Here is a 19,550-nt window from a genome sequence, read left to right on the forward strand (position 1 = left end):
GGGAGAGGGTTGGGGTGAGGGGCAGCCGCACGAGTGGTGTTCGTTGTTGGACCTGTACCCCCTCACCCGGATTGCATCTGGCGATGCAATCCGACCTCTCCCCGCAAGCGGGGCGAGGTTAAGACCGCCGTGAGCTCATTCAAACGAACCAAGCAACACTCTCTCCGCCCGCGCCGCCACGTCCAGCAGCATCCGATCGCGCCCGCGTGCGGCGATCAGTTGCAGGCCGAAGGGCAGGCCCTGCGAATTGGTCCCGCACGGAATCGAGATCGCCGGCACGCCGGCGTGGTTGGCGTAAGGCGTGAACACCGCGTGCGCCCGCGGCATGGCGGGTTTGCCACCAATCTCCGCTGGGCCGAGCTGCGTGAACGGCCAGGCGACGCAGGGCACGGTCGGCGCGAGCAGCACGTCGACCTCGGTGAAGAACGCCGCAAACGCGCGCGCGATCTGCGTGCTCGCTTCCATCGCGCGCGCCACGTCTGCGCCGCTCAGGCCGAGGCCGCGCTCGATCTGTTTGGCGATGTCCGGGTCGAACTGCGTGGGATCGCTGCGAAAGCCTTCGCCGTAGAGTGCGGCCAGCCCGGCGTGCTGCAGCGGCATCACCGCATCTTCGGCAAGCCCTGCCGGCCAGATCGGATTCTTGTCCTCGATTGTCATGCCACTGGCGCGGAGCCGGGCGACGGCCTGCTGCAAGCCGGCACTCACCTCGTGATCGACGGCGACATCCAAGCCGAGCCGCGGCGAGAATGTCACGCGAAGCGGCTTCTCCTGATCGGCTGCGGCCACATCGAACGCATCGGGATCGCGCGGATCGGCACCGGCCATGACCTCGAACGCAAGCCTGGCATCGGCGACATCGGCGGCGATAGGCGCGATCACCGAGATGCGCCAGAACGGCTCGGCAAAGCCAGGCCCATAGGGGATCGCGCCGTAGGACGGCTTGAATCCGACCACGCCGACATGGGCCGGCGGCCGGCGGCTCGAGCCGCCGGCATCGGTGCCGATCGCGAGCGGCACGAGCCCGGCCGCCACCGCCGCAGCCGGCCCGCCGGACGAGCCGCCGGGCGTGAGCTGCTGATCCAGCGGATGGCGGGTCGGCCCGTACAGGAGCGAGGTCGTCACGCCCTTGCAAGCGAATTCGGAGGTCGCGCCGATGCCGACAATGACGGCGCCAGCGCGCCGCACCCGCGCGATGGCGATCGCATCCTCTGGCGCAATGAAATCGGTGAACAGCCCCGAGCCCTGCGTGATGCGCCAACCCTCGACCCAGATGTTGTCCTTGACCACGATCGGCACGCCAGCCAGCGGGAGCTGCTCTCCGACTGCAACACGCGCGTCGACGGCATCGGCCTCAGCGTACGTACGTTCGGGATCGATCGTGACGACGGCGTTGAGGTCGCGCGCCGCGGCAATGCGCGCAAGCGCCTGCTCGGCCGTCTCTCTGGCCGACGCCTGCCGTTCCAGGACAGCGCATGCGATCTGGGATGCCGTCACGGACATGATGTCTCAGTCCATTGCGTGGCTGGCGCGACGACCGATTTCGCGTCTATCATCGCAGCAAAGACAGGATGAGGTGGGTGATGGCCGGCGGGATCTCGGTTCATGCGGTTGACGTGGCGAACGGGCGCCCCGCGCGTGGCCTGCGCGTCGCGATTTGGCGCCTGACGCCGGATCGCACCTTGCTCGCGGAGGGACAGCTCGGCGCCGACGGCACGCTGCAGGCGCCAGTCGTCAAGGGCGAGGGCGTCACGGCCGGCGAGTATGAGGTGCTGTTCCATGTCGGCGAGTTCTTCGGGGCAAACGCTCAAACGAAATTCCTCACCACTGTGCCGTTTCGCTTCGCGATCGACAAGGTCGAGGAGCATTTTCACCTGCCGCTGAAATTCACGCCCTGGGGCTATTCGATCTTTCGTGGGGCCTAGTGCGTCGCGCGCGGCCGTCCTTCGAGACGCCCGCCTGCGGCGGGCTCCTCAGGATGAGGGCTGATTTCGCGGCGAGATATTCACCCTCTCCACGAACACACGGCTCATAGTTCACGTGTAGCTCCAGCTTCGGCGCCGGACTCTCTTCTCGCTTCCCGATCTCTGGTCTTTTGATGCAACCTCCGCATCGCTGCGCGATGCAGTGCCCTCGCCCCTTGTGGGAGAGGGCATCGCCGGCTGATCCTCAGGCTCGGTCGGGTGAGGGGTCCTCTCCGCGAGCGCAACTCGTTGAGACAGACCCCTCACCCGACCGAGATCGTTGCGCTATTGTAAATGCCCTCTCCCATAAGGGGCGAGGGCGCAGTCACGGCCGTCCCGCCCGCGGCAAGGTCGATCGGTTTCTCGCTTCTCCATGAGGTTGCTCTCCATGAACACGCTGACAGCATGTTCATGGTCCTGTGTGCAGCGGCCGCTCCGCCGCTTGACCCTCATGGTAAGGAGCGCCGCCTCGCGGCGCGTCTCGATCCATGAGGCCCCCGACCTCGCGCCACTAACCCGTCAGCCGCTTCGACAGTCCCGTCGTCCTCTCCATGATCGCCATCAGCGCGATCGTGGCGATGATCAGCACGCTCGACAGTGCAGCGATGGTGACGTCGAGCTTGCCTTCGAGGTCCTGCCACATCCGGATCGGCAGCATGTCGGTGGCGGCATCGCGCAGGAACAGCGACACCGGCACGTTGTCGAACGACGACATGAAGGCGATGAACGCGCCGGAGATGATGCCGGGGCGGATCAGCGGCAGCACGATGCGGCGGAACGTGTAGAGCCTGCTGGCACCGAGGATCGCCGAGCTTTCCAGCAAGGTCGGCTCGAGCTGGGCCAGGGCGGCGACGGTGTTGCGGACGACGTAGGGCACGCAGACGATGGTGTGGCCGATGACGAGTGTCAGCAGCGACACCGGCAGGCCGACCAGCGAGAAGAACATCAGCGCCGCAAGCCCGAAGGCGAGCGCGGGCAGCACCAGCGGCGACATGAACAAGGAGTCCAGGAGCTTTGCGGTCAGCGTCTTGGAGCGCGAGATCGCCAGCGCCGCGGCGACCCCGAGCACGATCGAGAGCCCCGTCGACCACAGCGCGACGACGACGCTGTTGCGCGCGGCGAATTGCAGTTGCCAGGCGTTCCACAATTCGACGTACCAGCGCGTCGAATAACCGGGCGGCGGGAATTTCAGCGAGAAGCCGGACGTGAAGGAGACGATGACCACGACCAGCGACGGCGAGACGATCAGGATCAGCGCCATGATGGCAATGACCGTCATCACGATCTGGAAGCTCAGCGCTTCCCAGTTTTTTCGCCGCCTGCTCATCGCGCCTCTCCATAGCCGCGGGCACGCCGCCCGAGCATCGAGAACAGCGCGACGATGGCGAGCACCGCGAACAGGAAGATGATCGAGATCGCCGCCGCGAACGGCCAGTTCTGCAGGGTCGAAGCCTGCTGGTACAGATACATCGGCATGAACAGCATCTGGCCGCCGCCAACCAGCGACTGGGTGATGAAGGCGGTGATCGCCGCAGCATAGGTCAATGTGCAGCCGGCGATGATGCCGGGCATCGACAGCGGCAGCATCACCTTGAAGAAGGTGCGCCAGCTGCCGGCGCCGAGCGAGGCCGAGGCGTCGGAGAGGTTGGGATCGATGCGGCCGATCGCCGTGATCAGGGGCAGCACCATCAGCGGCATCTGCACCTGCGCAAGCGCGGCGATGAGCCCGCCTTGCGTGTAGATCATGCGCAGCGGCGTGCCGATCAACCCGAGTGATTGCAGAACGGAGTTGATGATGCCCTGCCGTCCCAGAATGACGATCCAGGCGAAGGTCCTGACCACGACGCTGGTGAGCAGCGGCAGCAGCACGATCATGATGATGAGCGTCTGCACCCGGCTGCCGGAGCGCTGGTACAGCCAGGCGATGGGATAGCCGAGCACGAGGCAGGCGAGCGTCACCTCGGCGCCGAGCAGCAAGGTCGAGCCGAGCACGGCGAGGCTGAAGGGGTCGGTCAGGAACTTGATGTACTGGCCGAGCCCCCACACCGTCGCCGCGGTGTCGTTGTGCAGCGAGAGAAAAAGAAGTTGCGCCAGCGGCAGCACGAAGAAGATGGCGAATGCCAGGCTCAGGGGCAGCGCAAGCCCCAGGCTGAAGCTGGTCACGTCTCCAGGCGCTGCCGTCGCGCTCTTCATCGCGTCAGATCTTGATGTCGCGGTTGAACTTCTCGATCCAGGACGCGCGCTGCTCGTTGATCTTCTTCCAGTCCTGGAACACGAACTTCTTCTTCAGCTCCGCGGTGTCCTTGGCCAGCACCTTGGCGATCTCGCCGGTCATCGCGACCTTGGTGTTGGTCGGCACGATCAGATAGGGCGGGTTCATCAGCGCCGTCTGCACCTCCGGCGACAGCGCCGCCTCGATCAGCTTGAAGGCGAGCTCCTTGTTCGGCGAGTTCTTGACGATGTGGATGGTGGTCTTGAAGGCGATGGCGCCTTCCTTCGGCGCCACGAACTCGACCGGCACGCCCCGGGCCTTCAGGATCTGGATGGCGTTGAAATTGCCGGGCGAGATGTCGATCTGGCCCTGCTGGAACAGGGTCGCCAGCGCGCCCGGATTGGCGGCGACGGCGGCGAGGTTCGGCTTCAGCTCCTCCAGCGCCTTGAAGCCCTCATCGACATTGGCCTCCGAGCCGCCGCGCATGCGCGCGATCTCGACCAGCCAGCCGGTGCCGAGCGTGGAGTTCAGATTGGTGATGCCGACCTTGCCCTTGAATTCGGGCTTCCACAGATCGGCCCACGACGTCGGCGGCGTCTTCACCGTCTCGGGATTGTAGGTGAGGCCGACGACCTGGAAGAACGGCGCCGGGCCCATGGCGTCCTGCGCTTCGGGAATCAGGTCCTTGAAATAGGTGCTCTTGTCGGCCGGGTAGGGCTCGACGAGATCCTGTCCGATCGCGACCAGCGCCGGACCGGGATCGTGCAGCATGACGTCGATCGGCGGATTGGCCTTGGCGGCGTTGACCTTGGCGATCTGGTCGACCGACAGCATCGGATCGAGCACGATCGCGGCATCAGCGTTGGCCTTGCGGAAGGCAGGGACGAGCACGGCTTTATGTGCTTCTTCCCAGCTTCCGGTGAAGGTCGCGAACACCAGCGGTCGCGCCTGCGCGAGGCTGAGACCGGGGAAGGCGTGCATGGCTCCCAGCGTCAACGCGCTGGTCAGGAGCCGGCGGCGGTCAAGCATCATGTTTCACTCCGATGTGTCGGTTGGTTCATTGGGGGAAGACGGTGGCGAGGCCCGGCGCGAGCGGCGCGACGCGCACCGGCGTGCCGGCCTCGCGCAAAGGCGTGCCGCCGGTGCGGGCCTGCGAAATCTTGATGCTCGATCCGTCGCGCGCCTTGATCTCATGGACCACCGTGGCGCCGAGCGGCAGCGCCATGCCGATCTCGCCGGCAAAGCCGGAGTCATCGCCGACGAAGGTGAGATGCTCGGGACGCAGGCAGACGGTGACCTTGTCGGAGGCACGGACCGGCTGCGGCGCTCGGGCGATGATCTCGCCGCCGGCCTCCAGCGCGACCTTGACGCCGTTAGCATCGGCCGTCACGACCACGCCCTTCATCTTGTTCGCGGTGCCGACGAAGCTGTTCACGAACAGCGTCTGCGGCTGGTCGTAGATCTCGGACGGTGTGCCGAACTGTTCGAGATGGCCATGGCTGAGCACCGCGACGCGATCGGCCATCGACAGCGCCTCCTCCTGGTCGTGGGTCACGATCAGCGTGGTCGTGCCGGCCATGCGCTGCAGCCGCTTGACCTCGATCTGCATGTCCAGCCGCAGATTCTTGTCGAGCGCGGCGAACGGCTCATCGAGCAGCAGGATCGACGGCTTGATCGCGAGCGCGCGCGCCAGCGCCACGCGCTGCTGCTGGCCGCCGGACAATTGTCGCGGCAGCCGCTCGCCGAACGGGCCGAGCTGCACCATGTCGAGCAGCCGCTGCGCCTCCTTGTTGCGCGTCGCCTTGTCGACGCCGCGCGCGGCGAGGCCGTAGCCGACATTCTCGGTGATCGAAAGATGCGGAAACAGCGCGTAGTTCTGGAACACGATGCCGACCGCGCGGCGATTGGGCGGCAGCGCGTCGACGACGTCGTTGCCGATGATGACACGTCCCTCGCTCTGGCCGATGAAGCCGGCGATGATGCGCAAAAGCGTGGTCTTGCCGCAGCCCGAGGGCCCGAGCAGGGCAATGATCTCGCCGCCTTTCACGTCGAGATTGATGTCGGAGACGGCGATCGTTCCGCTGGCGAAGCGGTGCGTGATCCGATCCAGAACGAGCGACTTGGCGTCCGATACGCTGGCCATGGGCTTCCTGCTCTATTCGTTTGAAAAAGCAAGAAGCGTGCCGCCTTTTCAGGCAGCGGCGGCGGCTTGTGTACAGAAGTGGAAGTGGGGGTAGGGGAGTAGGACGAGTTTCGCCCCGAGCGCCAGCTAACAAGATTGGCTCGGCCCAACTACCCGTCGCGATGCTCCAGCCGCGCGGCCAGCGCCTCGGGCAAGCCCGTCGTCGGCTTCGCGGCGGGGCGGCGGAAGGTGCCGGCGGTGGCTTTGCGCATCTTCAAGGCGAGCAGTGCCTCGGCCTGCTTCACCGCCGCGATCACCTGGTCGACCACCGGCACCGGAATGCGATGTGCGACGCGCGCGGCAAGGCCCGACAGCGGCGCGCCGGCAAAGATCAGCACGTCGGCGTCGTTCTCCTCGACCGCGCGCAGCGCCAACTCGACCAGCAGCTCTTCCTTCTCGTGCTGCACGTCGGAGATCTGCTTGAAGCTGCCGTCGAGCATGCGGATGCCGGCGCAGCGCTCCATCAGCCCGTGCATGCGCACGCACTCCTCGTACCAGGGGCCGAGCGCCTGCGCGAAAGTGACGATGGCAAAGCGCCGACCGGCCATGCAGGCCGTCAGCATCGCCGCTTCCGCAAGCCCGATCACCGGCACGTCGAACAGCTCGCGCGCCGCGAACAGGCCGGGATCGCCGAACGCGGCGATGATCGCGGCATCGAACGTGCCGTTGCGTTCCGCCAGCATCTCCAGTGCGACGGCGCCGCCGATCTGCGCCTCGGCACGCGTGGCGATATAGGGCACGCCGCGCGGCGCGGTGCAGGGGATCAGCGTCGTGCCCGGCGCGGCGGCCTCGCGGCCGACCTGCAGCATCAGCTCGGTGATATCGGTGCGGATGTTGGGATTGAGCAGCAGGATGTTCATGGCGCCTCGCGAGTGGATATGCGAGCTTGCCCGAGGGATTGCTGCGTTGTCTAGAACGGTGGCCGTCAGGGCGCGCCTTCGACCACGATGCCTATCAGCGTGGCAAGCAGAGAGAGGATCGCACCGATGCTGAGCAGCCGCCGCAGCTTCAGGAACCAGGCGCGCGGGTGGTCGCCGCCGAAGCTGTACTCATCGGAGACCTGCGCCGTCAGCAGCGCGACTGTGAGCAGCACCAAAGCGGGCAGCGGCGGCAGCAGCAGCGCGACCCAGCCGAGCAAAGACGGTGTCACCCCCCAGCTCATGCGCGGCCAGCCTGCCAGGACCGGCGTCTGCACGGCGATGCCCCAATGGATCGCGCCGAGAAAGCTCACGATGACCGCGCCATAGCCGATCTGCGCGCGCAGCGCGGCCTGCCGGATCGGATCGTCACCTGCGATCGCCAACACCGCGAGGCCCGCGAACGGAATCAGCCCGGCGAGGCCGAGAATGCGTATCGGAGCGGGGACGCCGGACATCATGATGCTAGCCTTCTCGGCACTTGGCGACCGCAGTGGAGGTCCGGCCGCGGTCGGATCGGCAGCGGTCCGAACAGTATTTCACCTCGTCCCAGTCGCGTGCCCATTTGCGCCGCCACGCGAACGGGCGGCCGCACGCAGCGCATATCCTGGTCGGCAAGTCGGCCTTGCGCCGCATCTTCGGCATGGCGTCACCACGGGACCGGCGTGCCGCGCCGGGGCAGGGCCGCATCCGCTGCTGCCTTGCCGGAGCGCGTCGCGATCCGTTCGCCCATCATGTTCGTCCTCGCCGACCAGTGCGCGGCGCCGGCTCCGGCCGGCACCATCCACGCTGGGCAACGATCGACGGGCAACGACGGATCAGTGGCCCGTGGTCGCGGCTCAGGCTTTGGTCACATGCACGGCGGGTGTCGCACCGCCGTTCCACTTGCCGTCGATCGCGCGCTCGATCTGGGCTGCGAGCTGCAGCAGCAGGCCGTCGTCGGCCTGCTTGCCGATCGCCTGGATGCCGAGCGGCAGGCCGTGCTCGTTGGTCGCGAGCGGCAGCGAGATTGCGGGGATGCCGCAGAGATTGGCGAGCGGCGTGAAGGCGAAGTTGCGCCACAGGTTCTCGAACCAGTCGAGCACGGACGGATTGTCGCTGATGGTCAGATATTCGGTGGTGCCGATCTTCGGCGTCGGCAGGGCCGTGATCGGAGTGAGGATGATGTCCCAATCCTCGAAGAAGGCACCGAAGGCACGCGACGTCGTGTTGAACACCGCCTGCATCGCCGCGCGCTCGGCAAAGCTCGTATCGCGACCCGCTTCCCAGATGCGGATGTTGATCGGCTCGATCAGCTCGGCCGGCGGCCGCTCGAGCTTGCGCGACGCGAGCAGGTTGTTGATGACGATCGCGAAGTTGGAGATGTAGCAGGTCGTCTGCGCGGCGAACGCGGCGCGATAATCGACGTCCGGCAGCGCGTAGCCGACGTGGTGGCCGAGGCCCTCGAGGAACTTGCCGACACCCGCCAGCTCTGAAGCGATGTGCGGCGTGGCGCGGTAGTCGCCCCATTGATGCGACAGCGCGATCCTGAGCTTGCCGGGATCGCGCTTGATCAGCTCGACATACGGCTCCGGCGTGGTCCAGTACGGCATGAACTCGCCCGGCGCGCCGCCGCGGCAATGGTCGACGAACGCCGCGGTGTCGCGCACGCTGCGCGACTGGCAGCCCTGGATCGAGACAAGCCCGGAGAGATCCGACAGATGCGGCGCGATCGAGAACACGCCGCGCGAGACCTTCAGGCCGATATTGCCGTTGACGCCGGCGGGAATCCGGATCGAGCCGCCGCCATCGGTCGCATGCGCGATCGGCACGACGCCGGCGGCGACCATCGCCGCGCTGCCGGCCGAGGAGCCGCAGGTCGTGTAGTCCGTGTTCCAGGGATTGCGCGTGACATAGACGGCCGGGTTCTCCGCCGAGCTGCAGACGCCGAACTCCGGCGTCGTGGTGCGCCCCATCAGGTTGAGGCCGGCCTTGCGCATCTTCCCCGTGAGATGCGTATCGGCGGCGGGGCGGTTGCCGCGCATGTAGAGCGAGCCCTGCTCCTGCAGCCGCCCGGCCATGGTCGGTCCGAGATCCTTCATCAGGAACGGCAGGCCGGCGAAGGCGCCGTCGGCATTGGCGCCCGCCTTGATGGGATCTTCGACGGCGTCGGCAAAGACCTCGACCACGCCCGACAGCGCGGGATCGACCTTGGCAATGCCTTCAGCCGCCTGCCGCGCCAGCTCCGCCGCCGTCAGTTCGCCATTGCGAACGCGCGCCGCCAGCGCCATGCCATCATGCCGGGCCCACTCGTCCCAGCTCATCGCCAACGTCATCTGTCTTCCGATCTTTCGCGCGGCGCATCGCGTGTTCGATGAGTTCGCGCCTTGCATGTTCCGCGACGCGAACCTTAGTTTGCGAAGGCGGCGAGTCAATCAAGCACGCTGCATGCCGCCAATACGGCGCGCTCATGCGCCACGGCTTACCGGTGATCGCGTGGAGCCAAGCCCGTTCCGGAAATCGGCACTCGGGCGCTGCTTCGGCCGCTCACAGCACCATGCGCGCTGTGAGCGGTTCCGGTTGTTACATTGTTGCTGATCGACAACCGCGCCGGCCGCGTGCTATCCGCTGGCCGAACAGGGGGTGCGGTGCGCAGCATTGGCAAACGAGACATCACGAGCCGTCCGCGCATGCTGCGCCGGATCGTGGCTGCCTGCCTGATGCTCGCCTATGTTCTCGCCGGCGCGCTGCACGGCGCCTGTGACATCGACGTCGCCCATCCCTTCGCCGGCAAGCCGGAGATCGCGTCGCTGCTCGACCGGGCGGGCCACACCGATCAGCGCGGCGTCGCCGACCATCATTGCCATGGCTGCTTCTCGGTGGCCGTGCCGCAGCCGCAGTTTGCCGCCGTCCCGGCCGAGGTCGTGGCCGCGACCGGCTGGGCCGTTCCCCTGCTCAGTGCAGGCATCCTTCCCGAGTCCGAGTCTCCGCCGCCAAGACACCTGAGCTGACGCAACGTGCCGGACGGCCGACGCCGTCCATCCTTGCCCGTCCAGACAGGTTCATCTCATGCCATTCCCCGGGATGGCTGCGCGCGCCATCGGCGCCGCGGCCCTGCTCGTTCTGTCCGTGCACGCGTCCGCGGCGCAGACGCTGACCCTCCGCGCGGCGCTGTCGCGCGCGCTCGCCGCCAATCCACGGCTGTCCGCCGCCGACCGCGACATCGGCATCGCCTCCGGCCAGCGGCTGCAGGCGGGCGCGCTGCTCAATCCCGAGCTGTCCTATGAGCAGGACAATTCATTCGGCTCGGGTCAATATCGCGGCACGCGGTCGGCCGAGACCACGTTGCAGATCAGCCAGGCGTTCGAATGGTTCGGCAAGCGCGACGCGCGCATCGCCGCCGGCCAGGCCGGCGTACGGGTCGCCGAGATCCAGCGCCAGGCGGTGCGGCTGGAAGTGCTGTCGGAGACGGCGATCGCCTTCGTGACGGTGCTCGCCACGCAGCGGCGCATCCAGATCCTCGACGATCAGGTCGCAGCGCTCGATCGCCTGACGCCGCTGCTGCGCCGTCGCGTCGAGGCCGGCGCGTCGTCGCCGGCGGAGACCGGCCGCGCCGAGGTTGCCTCGGCGCTGGTGCGAGCCGATCGCGAGCGCGTCAAGGCGACGCTGTCGAGCGCGCGCCGCGAGCTCGCCGTGCTGATCGGCGACAGCTCGGCGAAGCTCCCGGCCGTCACCGGCCGTTTCGATGCGACCGGCCAGCCGCCGGCGTTCCAAACCGTGATCGCGGCCGTCGATGCCAATCCGCAGCTCGTCCGCTGGACCGCGGTCTACGCCCAGCGCAATGCCGAGCTGCTGCTGGCCCGGCTCAAGCCCTATCCCGACGTCCGCATCGGTGCCGGATGGCGGCACTTCAACGACACCCAGGATGATGCCGTCAGGCTCAGCGTCTCCGTGCCGATCCCGGTGTTCGACCAGAACCAGGGCAACATCCTCTCGGCGCAGGAAAGCCTCGCCAAGACCGAAGCCGAGCGCAAGGCCAACCGCAACGCGCTGCTGGTGATCGCCGGCCGCGCCTACGATTCGCTGCAAGGCTCGCTGCGGGAATTGTCGGTGTTGCGCGAGATCGCGATCCCGAAGGCGCAGGAGGCCGCCGACGAGATCGCGCAGGGCTACAGCGCCGGCCGCTTCTCTTTGCTCGAAGTGCTGGACGCGCAGGCGAGCGTGGCGCAGGCGCGGCTGCGCGAGCAGGAGGCGCTGCAGAACATCCATGTCGCCGTGGCGACGATCGAAGGCCTGGTCGGCCGTCCCTTCACCCTGGCACGGGAGACCGCGCGATGAGACCATTCACCGTCATCCTGATTGCCGTCCTCGCCGCCGCGGCCGGCGCCGGCGCATCGCGCCTGCTGGGCGAGGCGGAGCCGCATGCCGACGCAACGGTCGGCCATGCCGATCATGCCGAGAAGGCGGCGCCGAAGGATCATGTCGAGCAGGACGAACATGGCGCCGACCGCATCCGCATCAGCGACGTGAAGCTCGCCGCGGCCGGCGTCGCGCTCGCCGAAGCCGGACCCGCGACCTTGTCGGATACGCTATCGTTCAACGGCGTGCTGCGCGCCAACCAGGAAGCATTGGTGCAGGTGACGCCGCGCTTTCCCGGCATCGTCCGTGCCATCAAGAAGCGCATCGGCGACACCGTCGCCAAGGACGAGCTGCTCGCCGCGATCGAGAGCAATCAGAGCCTGACGGCGTATGATCTCAAGGCGCCGATCGGCGGCACCATCATCGACCGCCAGATCTCGCTCGGCGAATACGCCTCCGAGCAGAAGCCGGCCTTCGTGGTCGCCGATCTCTCGACGATCTGGGTCGACCTGTCGATCTACCGCCAGGATCTCCGGCGCGTCCGCCTCGACGACGAGGTGCTGATCGACCCCGATGACGGCCGCGGCGCGATCCGCGGCCACGTCTCCTACATCGCGCCGGTCGGCGCCAGCGAAACGCAGACCGCGCTCGCCCGCGTCGTGCTGGCCAATCCCGACGGCCGGCTGCGTCCGGGCCTGTTCGTCACTGCGCGGCTGGTTCTGGCCAAGCGCAGCGTCGCCGTGGCGGTCCGCGCCAGCGCGATCCAGACCCTGGAGAACAAGACCGTCGTGTTCGTGCGCGAGGAGGGCGACAAGATCGAGGCGCGTCCCGTCGCGCTCGGCGAATCGGATCCGACCTATGTCGAAATCCGTGACGGTCTCTCTGCCGGCGAACACTACGTCGCCGAGAACAGCTTTGTGGTGAAGGCGGAGATGGGCAAGGGGGAGGCCGAGCATGATTGACGAGATCCTCGCCTTCGCCGTGCGCCAGCGTTGGCTGGTGCTGCTCGTCGCGCTCGCTGCGGCCGGCTTCGGCGCCTGGAATTTCACCCGGCTGCCGATCGACGCCGTGCCAGATATCACCAACGTGCAGGTGCAGATCAACACCAAGGCGCCCGGCTACTCGCCGCTCGAGACCGAGCAGCGCATCACCTTCCCGGTCGAGACCGCGATGGGCGGCCTGCCGAAGTTGGACTACACCCGATCGCTGTCGCGCTATGGGCTGAGCCAGGTCACCGTCGTGTTCCAGGACGGCACCGACATCTATTTCGCCCGCCAACTCGTCAACGAGCGCATCCAGCAGATCAAGGATCAACTGCCGCCGGGCGTCGAGGTGGCGATGGGACCGCTCTCGACCGGGCTCGGCGAGATCTTCATGTATGCGGTCGAAGCCAGGCCCGGCGCCAAGACGCCCGACGGCGCGGACTACTCGCCGACCGATCTGCGCACCATTCAGGACTGGATCATCCGGCCACAGCTGCGCGGCGTGCCGGGCGTGATCGAGGTCAACACCATCGGCGGCTTCGAGCGCCAGTTCCACGTGCTGCCCGATCCCGGCCGCCTAATGGCCTACAAGATCAGCTTCCGCGACGTCATCGCCGCGCTGGCGTCCAACAACGCCAATGTCGGCGCCGGCTATATCGAGCGCAATGGCGAGCAATATCTGGTGCGTGCGCCGGGCCAGGTCGGCAGCGCCGCCGAGCTCAAGGACATCGTGATCGGCGCCCGCGGCGGCACGCCGGTGCGCATCGGCGACGTCGCCGAGGTCAGCGAAGGGCGCGACCTGCGCACGGGCGCCGCGACGCTCAACGGCGAGGAGACGATCCTGGGCACGGCGATGCTCCTGATCGGCGAGAACAGCCGCGCCGTGGCGCGTCGCGTCGCGGCCCGGCTTGACGACATCGCCAAATCGCTGCCCGAAGGCGTGGTCACGCGCACGCTCTACGACCGCACCCATCTGGTCGAAGCGACGATCCGCACCGTGGAGAAGAACCTGCTCGAAGGCGCCGCGCTGGTCGTCGTCGTGCTGTTCCTGCTGCTCGGCAACATCCGGGCCGCGCTGGTCACCGCCTGCATCATCCCGCTGTCGATGGCGATGACCATCACCGGCATGGTCGAGAGCAAGGTCAGCGCCAACCTGATGAGTCTTGGCGCGATCGATTTCGGCATCATCGTCGATGGCGCCGTCATCATCGTCGAGAACTGCCTGCGGCTGCTGGCCCAGGCGCAGCATCGCAAGGGCGGACTGCTCACGACCGCCGAGCGGTTGCAGGCCATCGTCAGCGGCGCGCGCGAGGTGATCGGCCCGAGCCTGTTCGGCACCGGCATCATCGCCGTGGTCTATCTGCCAGTGCTGACCCTGACCGGCGTCGAGGGCAAGATGTTCACGCCGATGGCGCTGACGGTGCTGATGGCGCTCGCCGCCGCCGTGCTGTTTTCCATCACCTTCGTGCCGGCTGCGATCGCGATCTTCGTCACCGGCAAAGTCTCCGAACAGGAGAATCTCGTCATGCGCGGCGCGCGGCGGATCTACGCGCCGCTGCTGCGCGGCGTGATCGCGCACCGCCTGATGGTCGCGGCGGTCGCCGTGATGATCGTCGCGGCGACCGGCTTTGCCGCGACGCGCATGGGTGGCGAGTTCATCCCGAGCCTCGACGAGGGCGACGTCGCGCTCGCGGCGTTGCGCATCCCCGGAACGAGCCTGACCCTCTCGGTCGATCTGCAGAAGGCGCTGGAGGCGCGGCTGCGGCTGATACCCGAAGTGAAGGACGTCTTCACCCGCATCGGCACGGCGGAGGTGGCGACCGATCCGATGGCGCCGTCGCAGGGTGACGGTTACATCATGCTGAAGCCGCGCGAGGAGTGGCCCGACCCTGCGAAGCCGAAGGCGCAGCTCGTCGCCGAGATCGAGGCGGCGGCCGACGAGATCCCAGGCAGCAACTACGAGATCTCGCAGCCGATCCAGTTGCGCTTCAACGAGCTGATCTCCGGCGTGCGCAGCGACGTCGGCATCAAGATCTTCGGCGACGACCTCGACATCCTGCAGGGGGCGGCTCGCCAGGTCGAAGCCGCGATCCGTGGCGTCAATGGCGCCACCGACGTCAAGACCGAGCAGGTCGCGGGGCTGCCGATCCTGACGGTCAGGATCGACCGCCAGGCGTTGTCGCGCTACGGCCTCAGCGTTGCTGAGGTGCAGAGCGTGGTGGAGATCGCGATCGGCGGCAAGGCTGCTGGGAAGCTGTTCGACGGCGACCGCCGCTTCGACATCGTCGTCAGGCTCCCCGAGCGTCTCCGCGGCAATCTCGATGCGATCCGCGCGATCCCGATTCCGCTGCCGGCGGGTGAGGAGGCGAATGTCGCGCCGCTGCGCACCGCCTTCTCCTCGGCGGCACAGCCGCGCTACGTGCCGCTGTCGTCGGTGGCCGCGGTCGCCTCGGCGCCGGGGCCGAACCAGGTCAGCCGCGAGAACGGCAAGCGGCGGATCGTCGTGTCAGCCAATGTTCGCGCCCGCGACCTCGGCTCGTTCGTGACCGACGCGCAGGCCGCGGTCGCCGAGAAGGTCAAGCTGCCGCCGGGCTATTGGATCGGCTGGGGCGGCCAGTTCGAGCAACTGGTGTCGGCGACCAAGCGTCTCACGATCGTGGTGCCGATCGCGCTGGCGCTGGTGTTCCTGCTGCTGTTCATGAGCATGGGCTCGTTTGCCGACGCCGCGCTGGTGTTCTCCGGCGTGCCATTGGCGCTGACCGGCGGCATCGCCGCGCTGCTGCTGCGCGGCCTGCCGCTGTCGATCTCGGCCGGCGTCGGCTTCATCGCGCTGTCCGGCGTCGCCGTGCTCAACGGCCTGGTCATCATCGCCTTCATCGAACGGCTACGCCGGGAGGGACGCTCGGTGCGGGCCGCGGTGGAGGAGGGCGCGCTGGCGCGATTGCGGCCGGTGCTGATGACGGCGCTCGTCGCCTCGCTCGGCTTCGTGCCGATGGCGATCGCGACCGGCGCCGGCGCCGAGGTCCAGCGCCCGCTCGCCACTGTCGTGATCGGCGGCATCATCTCGTCGACGGTGCTGACGCTGCTGGTGCTGCCGGCGCTGTACGTGCTGTTCAGACGCGAGGCGCGGAGCGTGTAGGCGGAAGCGGCATGCAGCTCGCGACTTCGTCGCTGCATGCCGCGCGCGCTGGCGTCGAACCTAGTTGAACGCCATCGGCGCCGCGCTGGCCATCCAGCCGTCCGGCCGCGCGTTGCGGGCGAGCCGCTGATATCTCGGCGCACGGGCTTCGCGCGTGACACGCGCCGCTGCGCCGAACATCGTGGAACCGCCCGTCGGGTTCACGATCGTGTAGCCGGCAATCGAGCGCGGATGCTCGCGGGTGACGTGACCGCCGGAATTGCCGTCGTGCACATACCAGATGTTGCCCGCGACCTGCTGCTGCAGGATCATGACGTGGCCGGAGCGGACCGCCGCCATGCCCGGTGCGGGAGCCGCGCGTGGAAAGCGACGCCAGTTGGATGCGAGATTCAACTCGGGAATGACCCGGCCGAACGTGTAGAGCGACGCTTCGCAGCCACAGAAGGCATGCGGGCATCCCGACGGCCGGCCACCGACAACGCGGCCCTCGCCGGGGATCGAGGCCATGGCGTTCATGACGGAGTGATGGTGACGGTACGAGTAGTGATGATGATGGTGACGAGGACGCGCCTCGGCTTGAACGGAGAGAGCCAGTAATGCGGCGACGACAATAACAACGCGGTACATTTGGAGGACTCCTGTACACTGTGAAATCCCCCTGCCGCGCGCCAATCAACCTCTAAACATGTCCTCAAAGTGACCGAATCCCCTGTGAGCCATGCATTTGCGCGACAGCGCTGTCCGGTCATCCCGGTTCCAATTCATCAGGAGTGATTGACTCTCGATGTCGAGGATGACTCACAAACAGTCGAATGTTCCGCGTGGGAAGACCATGCTACCTACTAACAATGCGGCGACCGAGGCTGGCCTTCAGTCGTCCTGATAGCTGCAAGGATGCAGTCAGCATAAGTAACATCCTCCACGCGTGTGGCGCTCTTGGACATTCCAGCGCACTCATAGGAGATCGTCATGACCACGTTCCGCGGCAGTTGCCTCTGCGGCCGCGTCGGCTTCGAGGTCGAGGGGCCGTTCGACAAATTCCTCAATTGCCATTGCTCGCGCTGTCGCAAGGCCAGCGGCACGGCGCACTCCTGTGAGGTCGTCGTCAAGGCGGCGGCGCTGCGCTGGCTGCGCGGCGAGGCGAGCGTCACGCGGTTCGACCTGCCGCAGGCGCGCAGCTTCGCCACGGCCTTCTGCAGCACGTGCGGCAGCCCTATGCCGCATCTGACGCGCAGCGGCCACGAGGCGATCATTCCTGCCGGCGGCTTCGATGAGCCGCTCGGCGCCGTACCCGATCGCCACGTGCACTGGGCGTCACGTGCCGACTGGTACGTCGATGGTGGTGGGCTGCATGTCGACGACTGACGCGATCGAGAATGCCGCCCGTCGGGCGACTCATGTCGTTGTGCTGTGATGAACAGGCCTGTTCCTGCCCCTGATCCGTTCGATCGCCGCTGCGTCTGGAGACTGATTTCCTGAGCAGGTTCAGGCTGATTTGGGCTGTCCAGTCCCGGCAGAAAAAATATCCTGCTTGGCGGTTTCGGAAAATCATGATTGTTTGTCGCTGTCCCGCCTCATCGACGAGGGGCGTATCGCGGTCGTCACGACACGTGGAGGCGGGATGTGATGGGCGGGCCGGTTTGCAGCGTGGTCATTCGCGCGGACGAACAACATCGGCTCGCACGGTCAAGTCGCGTGGTCCTGATACTCCGATGCCAGTATCAAGCCTGCGTTGGCGCCGATGGCGCCGCGTGGGTGACGGTGACCAAAAAGCCCGGCGCACCGGGGAGAACGCGAAGCAGCCGTAAAGCCATCGCGCAGGGAGGGCCGGATCATCCGGCTGGACCTGTGGTACCTGCCGCCTGCATTTTTTGAGCAGGCGGGCCACGGGCCTCAGTCGAGGTCCGGCCTTCCCTGCACCCTTTCGTTTGAAGAGGGTGAGACCACTGTATCACTCGGACGCCTGGGGCGCCGCGAGGCCATGGACGCACATCCCCATATGCCGCTCAAAATTGTTGATCACGACGCGCCACTGGCTCAGTGCCGACCCTCCCCCTCCAGGGCAGGGCTATCGCATATGGAGATACAGGGCCATCGCGATGAACGATTCTGCAGGTTAGTTACTCCGTCATGCCCGCCTTGCCCGGGCATCCACGTCGTTCTCAGCATGATGACGCGGAGAGAGGTAAGCGCAAAACCTCGATCGCCATATGTGATAGCCCTGCCCTCCGAGGGAGAGCGGCACCGAGCTCGCGGCTCAGCTTTGGAAAGCGACGGGTGCGGACCCACAGGGCCGTTTTGAGGTGTCAGCCATGTCTCCGAACGCCTTCACGGCAGTTGTCAGCGCCATGCTCGGCGGCGACAAGGGCGGAGAGGCGATGCCGGAGTCGCCCCCGTTCGCCATTGACCGCCCGACCGTTTGGCCTATCTCTTCAACACTGCAAAGAAACGGAACTGGACCCTCCTGATGACCGCACATTTCAGCAACTTCGATGCCGCCATCGATCCCGTGAAGCTCGACCGCCTGGCCGAGGTCGCGGTGAAGGTCGGCTTGCAGCTTCGGCCCGGTCAGGATCTGCTGCTGACCGCGCCGTCGGTGGCGCTGCCGCTGGTGCGCAAGGTCGCCGAGCACGCCTACAAGGCCGGCGCGGGGATCGTGACCTCGTTCTTCTCCGACGAGGAGCTGACCTTGGCGCGCTATCGTTTCGGCCATGACAACAGCTTCGATCGCGCCGCCGACTGGCTCTATCAGGGCATGGCCAAGGCGTTCTCGGAGAACACCGCGCGGCTCGCCATCGTCGGCGACAATCCGATGCTGCTGTCCGGCCAGGATCCGGCCAAGGTGGCGCGCGCCAGCAAGGCCAACTCCAAGGCCTATCAGCCGGCGCTGGAGAAGATCACGAATTTCGAGACCAACTGGAACATCATCGCCTATCCGAGCCTCTCCTGGGCCAAGCTGGTCTTCCCGGATGTCCCGGAAGAGGTCGCGGTGGCGAAGCTCGCGGACGCGATCTTCGCGGCGTCGCGCGTCGATCGCGAGGATGCGGTGTCGGCCTGGGAGCGCCACAACGCGGTGCTGCGCGAGCGCACCGAATGGCTCAACGGCCAGCGCTTCAGTGCGCTGCATTACACCGGACCCGGCATGGACCTGACGATCGGTCTCGCCGACGGCCATGAATGGGAGGGCGGCGCCTCGACCGCCAAGAACGGCATCACCTGCAATGCCAACATCCCGACCGAGGAAGTGTTCACGACGCCGCATTGCCGTCGCGTGTCGGGTCACGTCGTCAGCTCCAAGCCGCTGTCCTATCAGGGCACGCTGATCGACAACATCCAGGTAAAGTTCGAGGAGGGCCGCATCGTCGAGGCCAAGGCCTCGAAGGGCGAGGAAGTGCTGAACAAGGTGCTCGACACCGACGAGGGCGCGCGCCGGCTCGGCGAAGTCGCGCTGGTGCCGCACTCCTCGCCGATCTCCAAGAGCGGCCTGTTGTTCTACAACACGCTGTTCGACGAGAACGCCGCCTCGCACATCGCGCTCGGCCAGTGCTACTCGAAGTGCTTCGTCAACGGAACGTCGCTGTCGCCGCAGCAGATCGCCGCCCAGGGCGGCAACCAGAGCCTGATCCACATCGACTGGATGATAGGCTCGGCCGACACCGACATCGACGGCCTCCATGAAGACGGCCGCCGCGTGCCGGTGTTCCGCAAGGGCGAGTGGGCTTGAAGGACGAGTGGGCCTGACGCATGACGGGCCGGCGCCACGCGTGCACCGGCCCGAAGCGGGCCGCGAGCGATGCTCGCGGCGGGGTCGTCGTCGG

Annotated in this window: 17 protein-coding genes; 7 read left to right on the plus strand and 10 right to left on the minus strand. The window is 67.0% G+C overall.

What is annotated here, in order from left to right; all coding sequences use genetic code 11:
- Positions 1–135 precede the first annotated feature (135 nt).
- Positions 136–1,500 (minus strand): amidase, encoded by a 1,365-nt coding sequence (locus tag ACQR1X_RS05455; protein ID WP_434898471.1) that lies wholly within the window; start codon positions 1,498–1,500, stop codon positions 136–138.
- 80 nt (positions 1,501–1,580) lie between these two features.
- Between ACQR1X_RS05455 and uraH the strand changes: the two genes are divergently transcribed.
- Entirely contained in the window at positions 1,581–1,922 is a 342-nt protein-coding gene (uraH, locus tag ACQR1X_RS05460) for a hydroxyisourate hydrolase (RefSeq protein ID WP_315805248.1), read from the plus strand.
- Between the two features lie 550 nt (positions 1,923–2,472).
- On the opposite strand, the gene ACQR1X_RS05465 is transcribed toward uraH, so the two are convergent.
- From ACQR1X_RS05465 to ACQR1X_RS05500, 8 genes are all read right to left on the minus strand, one after another.
- On the minus strand, positions 2,473–3,288 hold the full coding sequence (locus ACQR1X_RS05465) for an ABC transporter permease (protein ID WP_316216698.1): 816 nt from the start codon (positions 3,286–3,288) through the stop codon (positions 2,473–2,475).
- Positions 3,285–4,154: an ABC transporter permease gene (locus ACQR1X_RS05470; protein ID WP_316182820.1), complete on the minus strand. Its 870-nt coding sequence runs from the start codon at positions 4,152–4,154 to the stop codon at positions 3,285–3,287. Before ACQR1X_RS05470 ends, ACQR1X_RS05465 begins: the two co-directional genes overlap by 4 nt.
- A gap of 4 nt (positions 4,155–4,158) precedes the next feature.
- Positions 4,159–5,205 (minus strand): ABC transporter substrate-binding protein, encoded by a 1,047-nt coding sequence (locus ACQR1X_RS05475; RefSeq protein WP_315805245.1) that lies wholly within the window; start codon positions 5,203–5,205, stop codon positions 4,159–4,161.
- 25 nt (positions 5,206–5,230) lie between these two features.
- Positions 5,231–6,316 carry an ABC transporter ATP-binding protein gene (locus ACQR1X_RS05480; RefSeq protein ID WP_316216696.1) on the minus strand — a complete coding sequence of 362 codons (1,086 nt, stop codon included), beginning with the start codon at positions 6,314–6,316 and terminating at the stop codon, positions 5,231–5,233.
- A 149-nt stretch (positions 6,317–6,465) separates the two neighbouring features.
- The gene (locus tag ACQR1X_RS05485; protein WP_434898472.1) at positions 6,466–7,215 is read right to left on the minus strand and encodes an aspartate/glutamate racemase family protein; all 750 of its coding nucleotides are present in this window, start codon (positions 7,213–7,215) and stop codon (positions 6,466–6,468) included.
- 65 nt (positions 7,216–7,280) lie between these two features.
- On the minus strand, positions 7,281–7,733 hold the full coding sequence (locus ACQR1X_RS05490) for a DUF3429 domain-containing protein (RefSeq protein ID WP_434838521.1): 453 nt from the start codon (positions 7,731–7,733) through the stop codon (positions 7,281–7,283).
- A 4-nt stretch (positions 7,734–7,737) separates the two neighbouring features.
- Positions 7,738–7,917: a DUF2256 domain-containing protein gene (locus ACQR1X_RS05495; RefSeq protein ID WP_316216693.1), complete on the minus strand. Its 180-nt coding sequence runs from the start codon at positions 7,915–7,917 to the stop codon at positions 7,738–7,740.
- A 194-nt stretch (positions 7,918–8,111) separates the two neighbouring features.
- Entirely contained in the window at positions 8,112–9,587 is a 1,476-nt protein-coding gene (locus ACQR1X_RS05500) for an amidase (RefSeq protein WP_434898473.1), read from the minus strand.
- A gap of 252 nt (positions 9,588–9,839) precedes the next feature.
- On the opposite strand from ACQR1X_RS05500, the gene ACQR1X_RS05505 reads away from it, so the two are divergent.
- Genes ACQR1X_RS05505 through ACQR1X_RS05520 form a run of 4 tightly spaced genes read left to right on the plus strand, consistent with a single transcriptional unit; the run spans position 9,840 to position 15,732 of the window.
- Complete coding sequence (locus ACQR1X_RS05505; RefSeq protein ID WP_434892730.1) at positions 9,840–10,262, plus strand: hypothetical protein; 423 nt, start codon at positions 9,840–9,842, stop codon at positions 10,260–10,262.
- A 58-nt stretch (positions 10,263–10,320) separates the two neighbouring features.
- A complete protein-coding gene (ihpA, locus tag ACQR1X_RS05510; protein ID WP_434892729.1) occupies positions 10,321–11,589 on the plus strand; it encodes a divalent metal ion exporter subunit IhpA in 1,269 nt (422 codons plus the stop codon).
- Positions 11,586–12,572 carry a divalent metal ion exporter adaptor subunit IhpB gene (ihpB, locus tag ACQR1X_RS05515; protein WP_434863992.1) on the plus strand — a complete coding sequence of 329 codons (987 nt, stop codon included), beginning with the start codon at positions 11,586–11,588 and terminating at the stop codon, positions 12,570–12,572. The genes ihpA and ihpB overlap by 4 nt, the downstream gene beginning before the upstream one ends.
- Positions 12,565–15,732, plus strand: a complete 3,168-nt coding sequence (locus ACQR1X_RS05520) for an efflux RND transporter permease subunit (protein ID WP_434892728.1) — start codon at positions 12,565–12,567, stop codon at positions 15,730–15,732. The genes ihpB and ACQR1X_RS05520 overlap by 8 nt, the downstream gene beginning before the upstream one ends.
- A 60-nt stretch (positions 15,733–15,792) precedes the next feature.
- On the opposite strand, the gene ACQR1X_RS05525 is transcribed toward ACQR1X_RS05520, so the two are convergent.
- Positions 15,793–16,359, minus strand: a complete 567-nt coding sequence (locus ACQR1X_RS05525) for a hypothetical protein (protein ID WP_434892727.1) — start codon at positions 16,357–16,359, stop codon at positions 15,793–15,795.
- Between the two features lie 342 nt (positions 16,360–16,701).
- Here ACQR1X_RS05525 and ACQR1X_RS05530 point away from each other — a divergent pair, with 342 nt between their 5' ends.
- Positions 16,702–17,097, plus strand: coding sequence for a GFA family protein (locus tag ACQR1X_RS05530; protein ID WP_315805234.1), 396 nt, complete (start codon positions 16,702–16,704; stop codon positions 17,095–17,097).
- 1,102 nt (positions 17,098–18,199) lie between these two features.
- Entirely contained in the window at positions 18,200–19,456 is a 1,257-nt protein-coding gene (locus ACQR1X_RS05535) for an aminopeptidase (protein WP_434838529.1), read from the plus strand.
- Positions 19,457–19,550: the final 94 nt, after the last annotated feature.

It is taken from the genome of Bradyrhizobium sp. HKCCYLRH3073 (assembly GCF_051167995.1).
Lineage (GTDB): Bacteria > Pseudomonadota > Alphaproteobacteria > Rhizobiales > Xanthobacteraceae > Bradyrhizobium.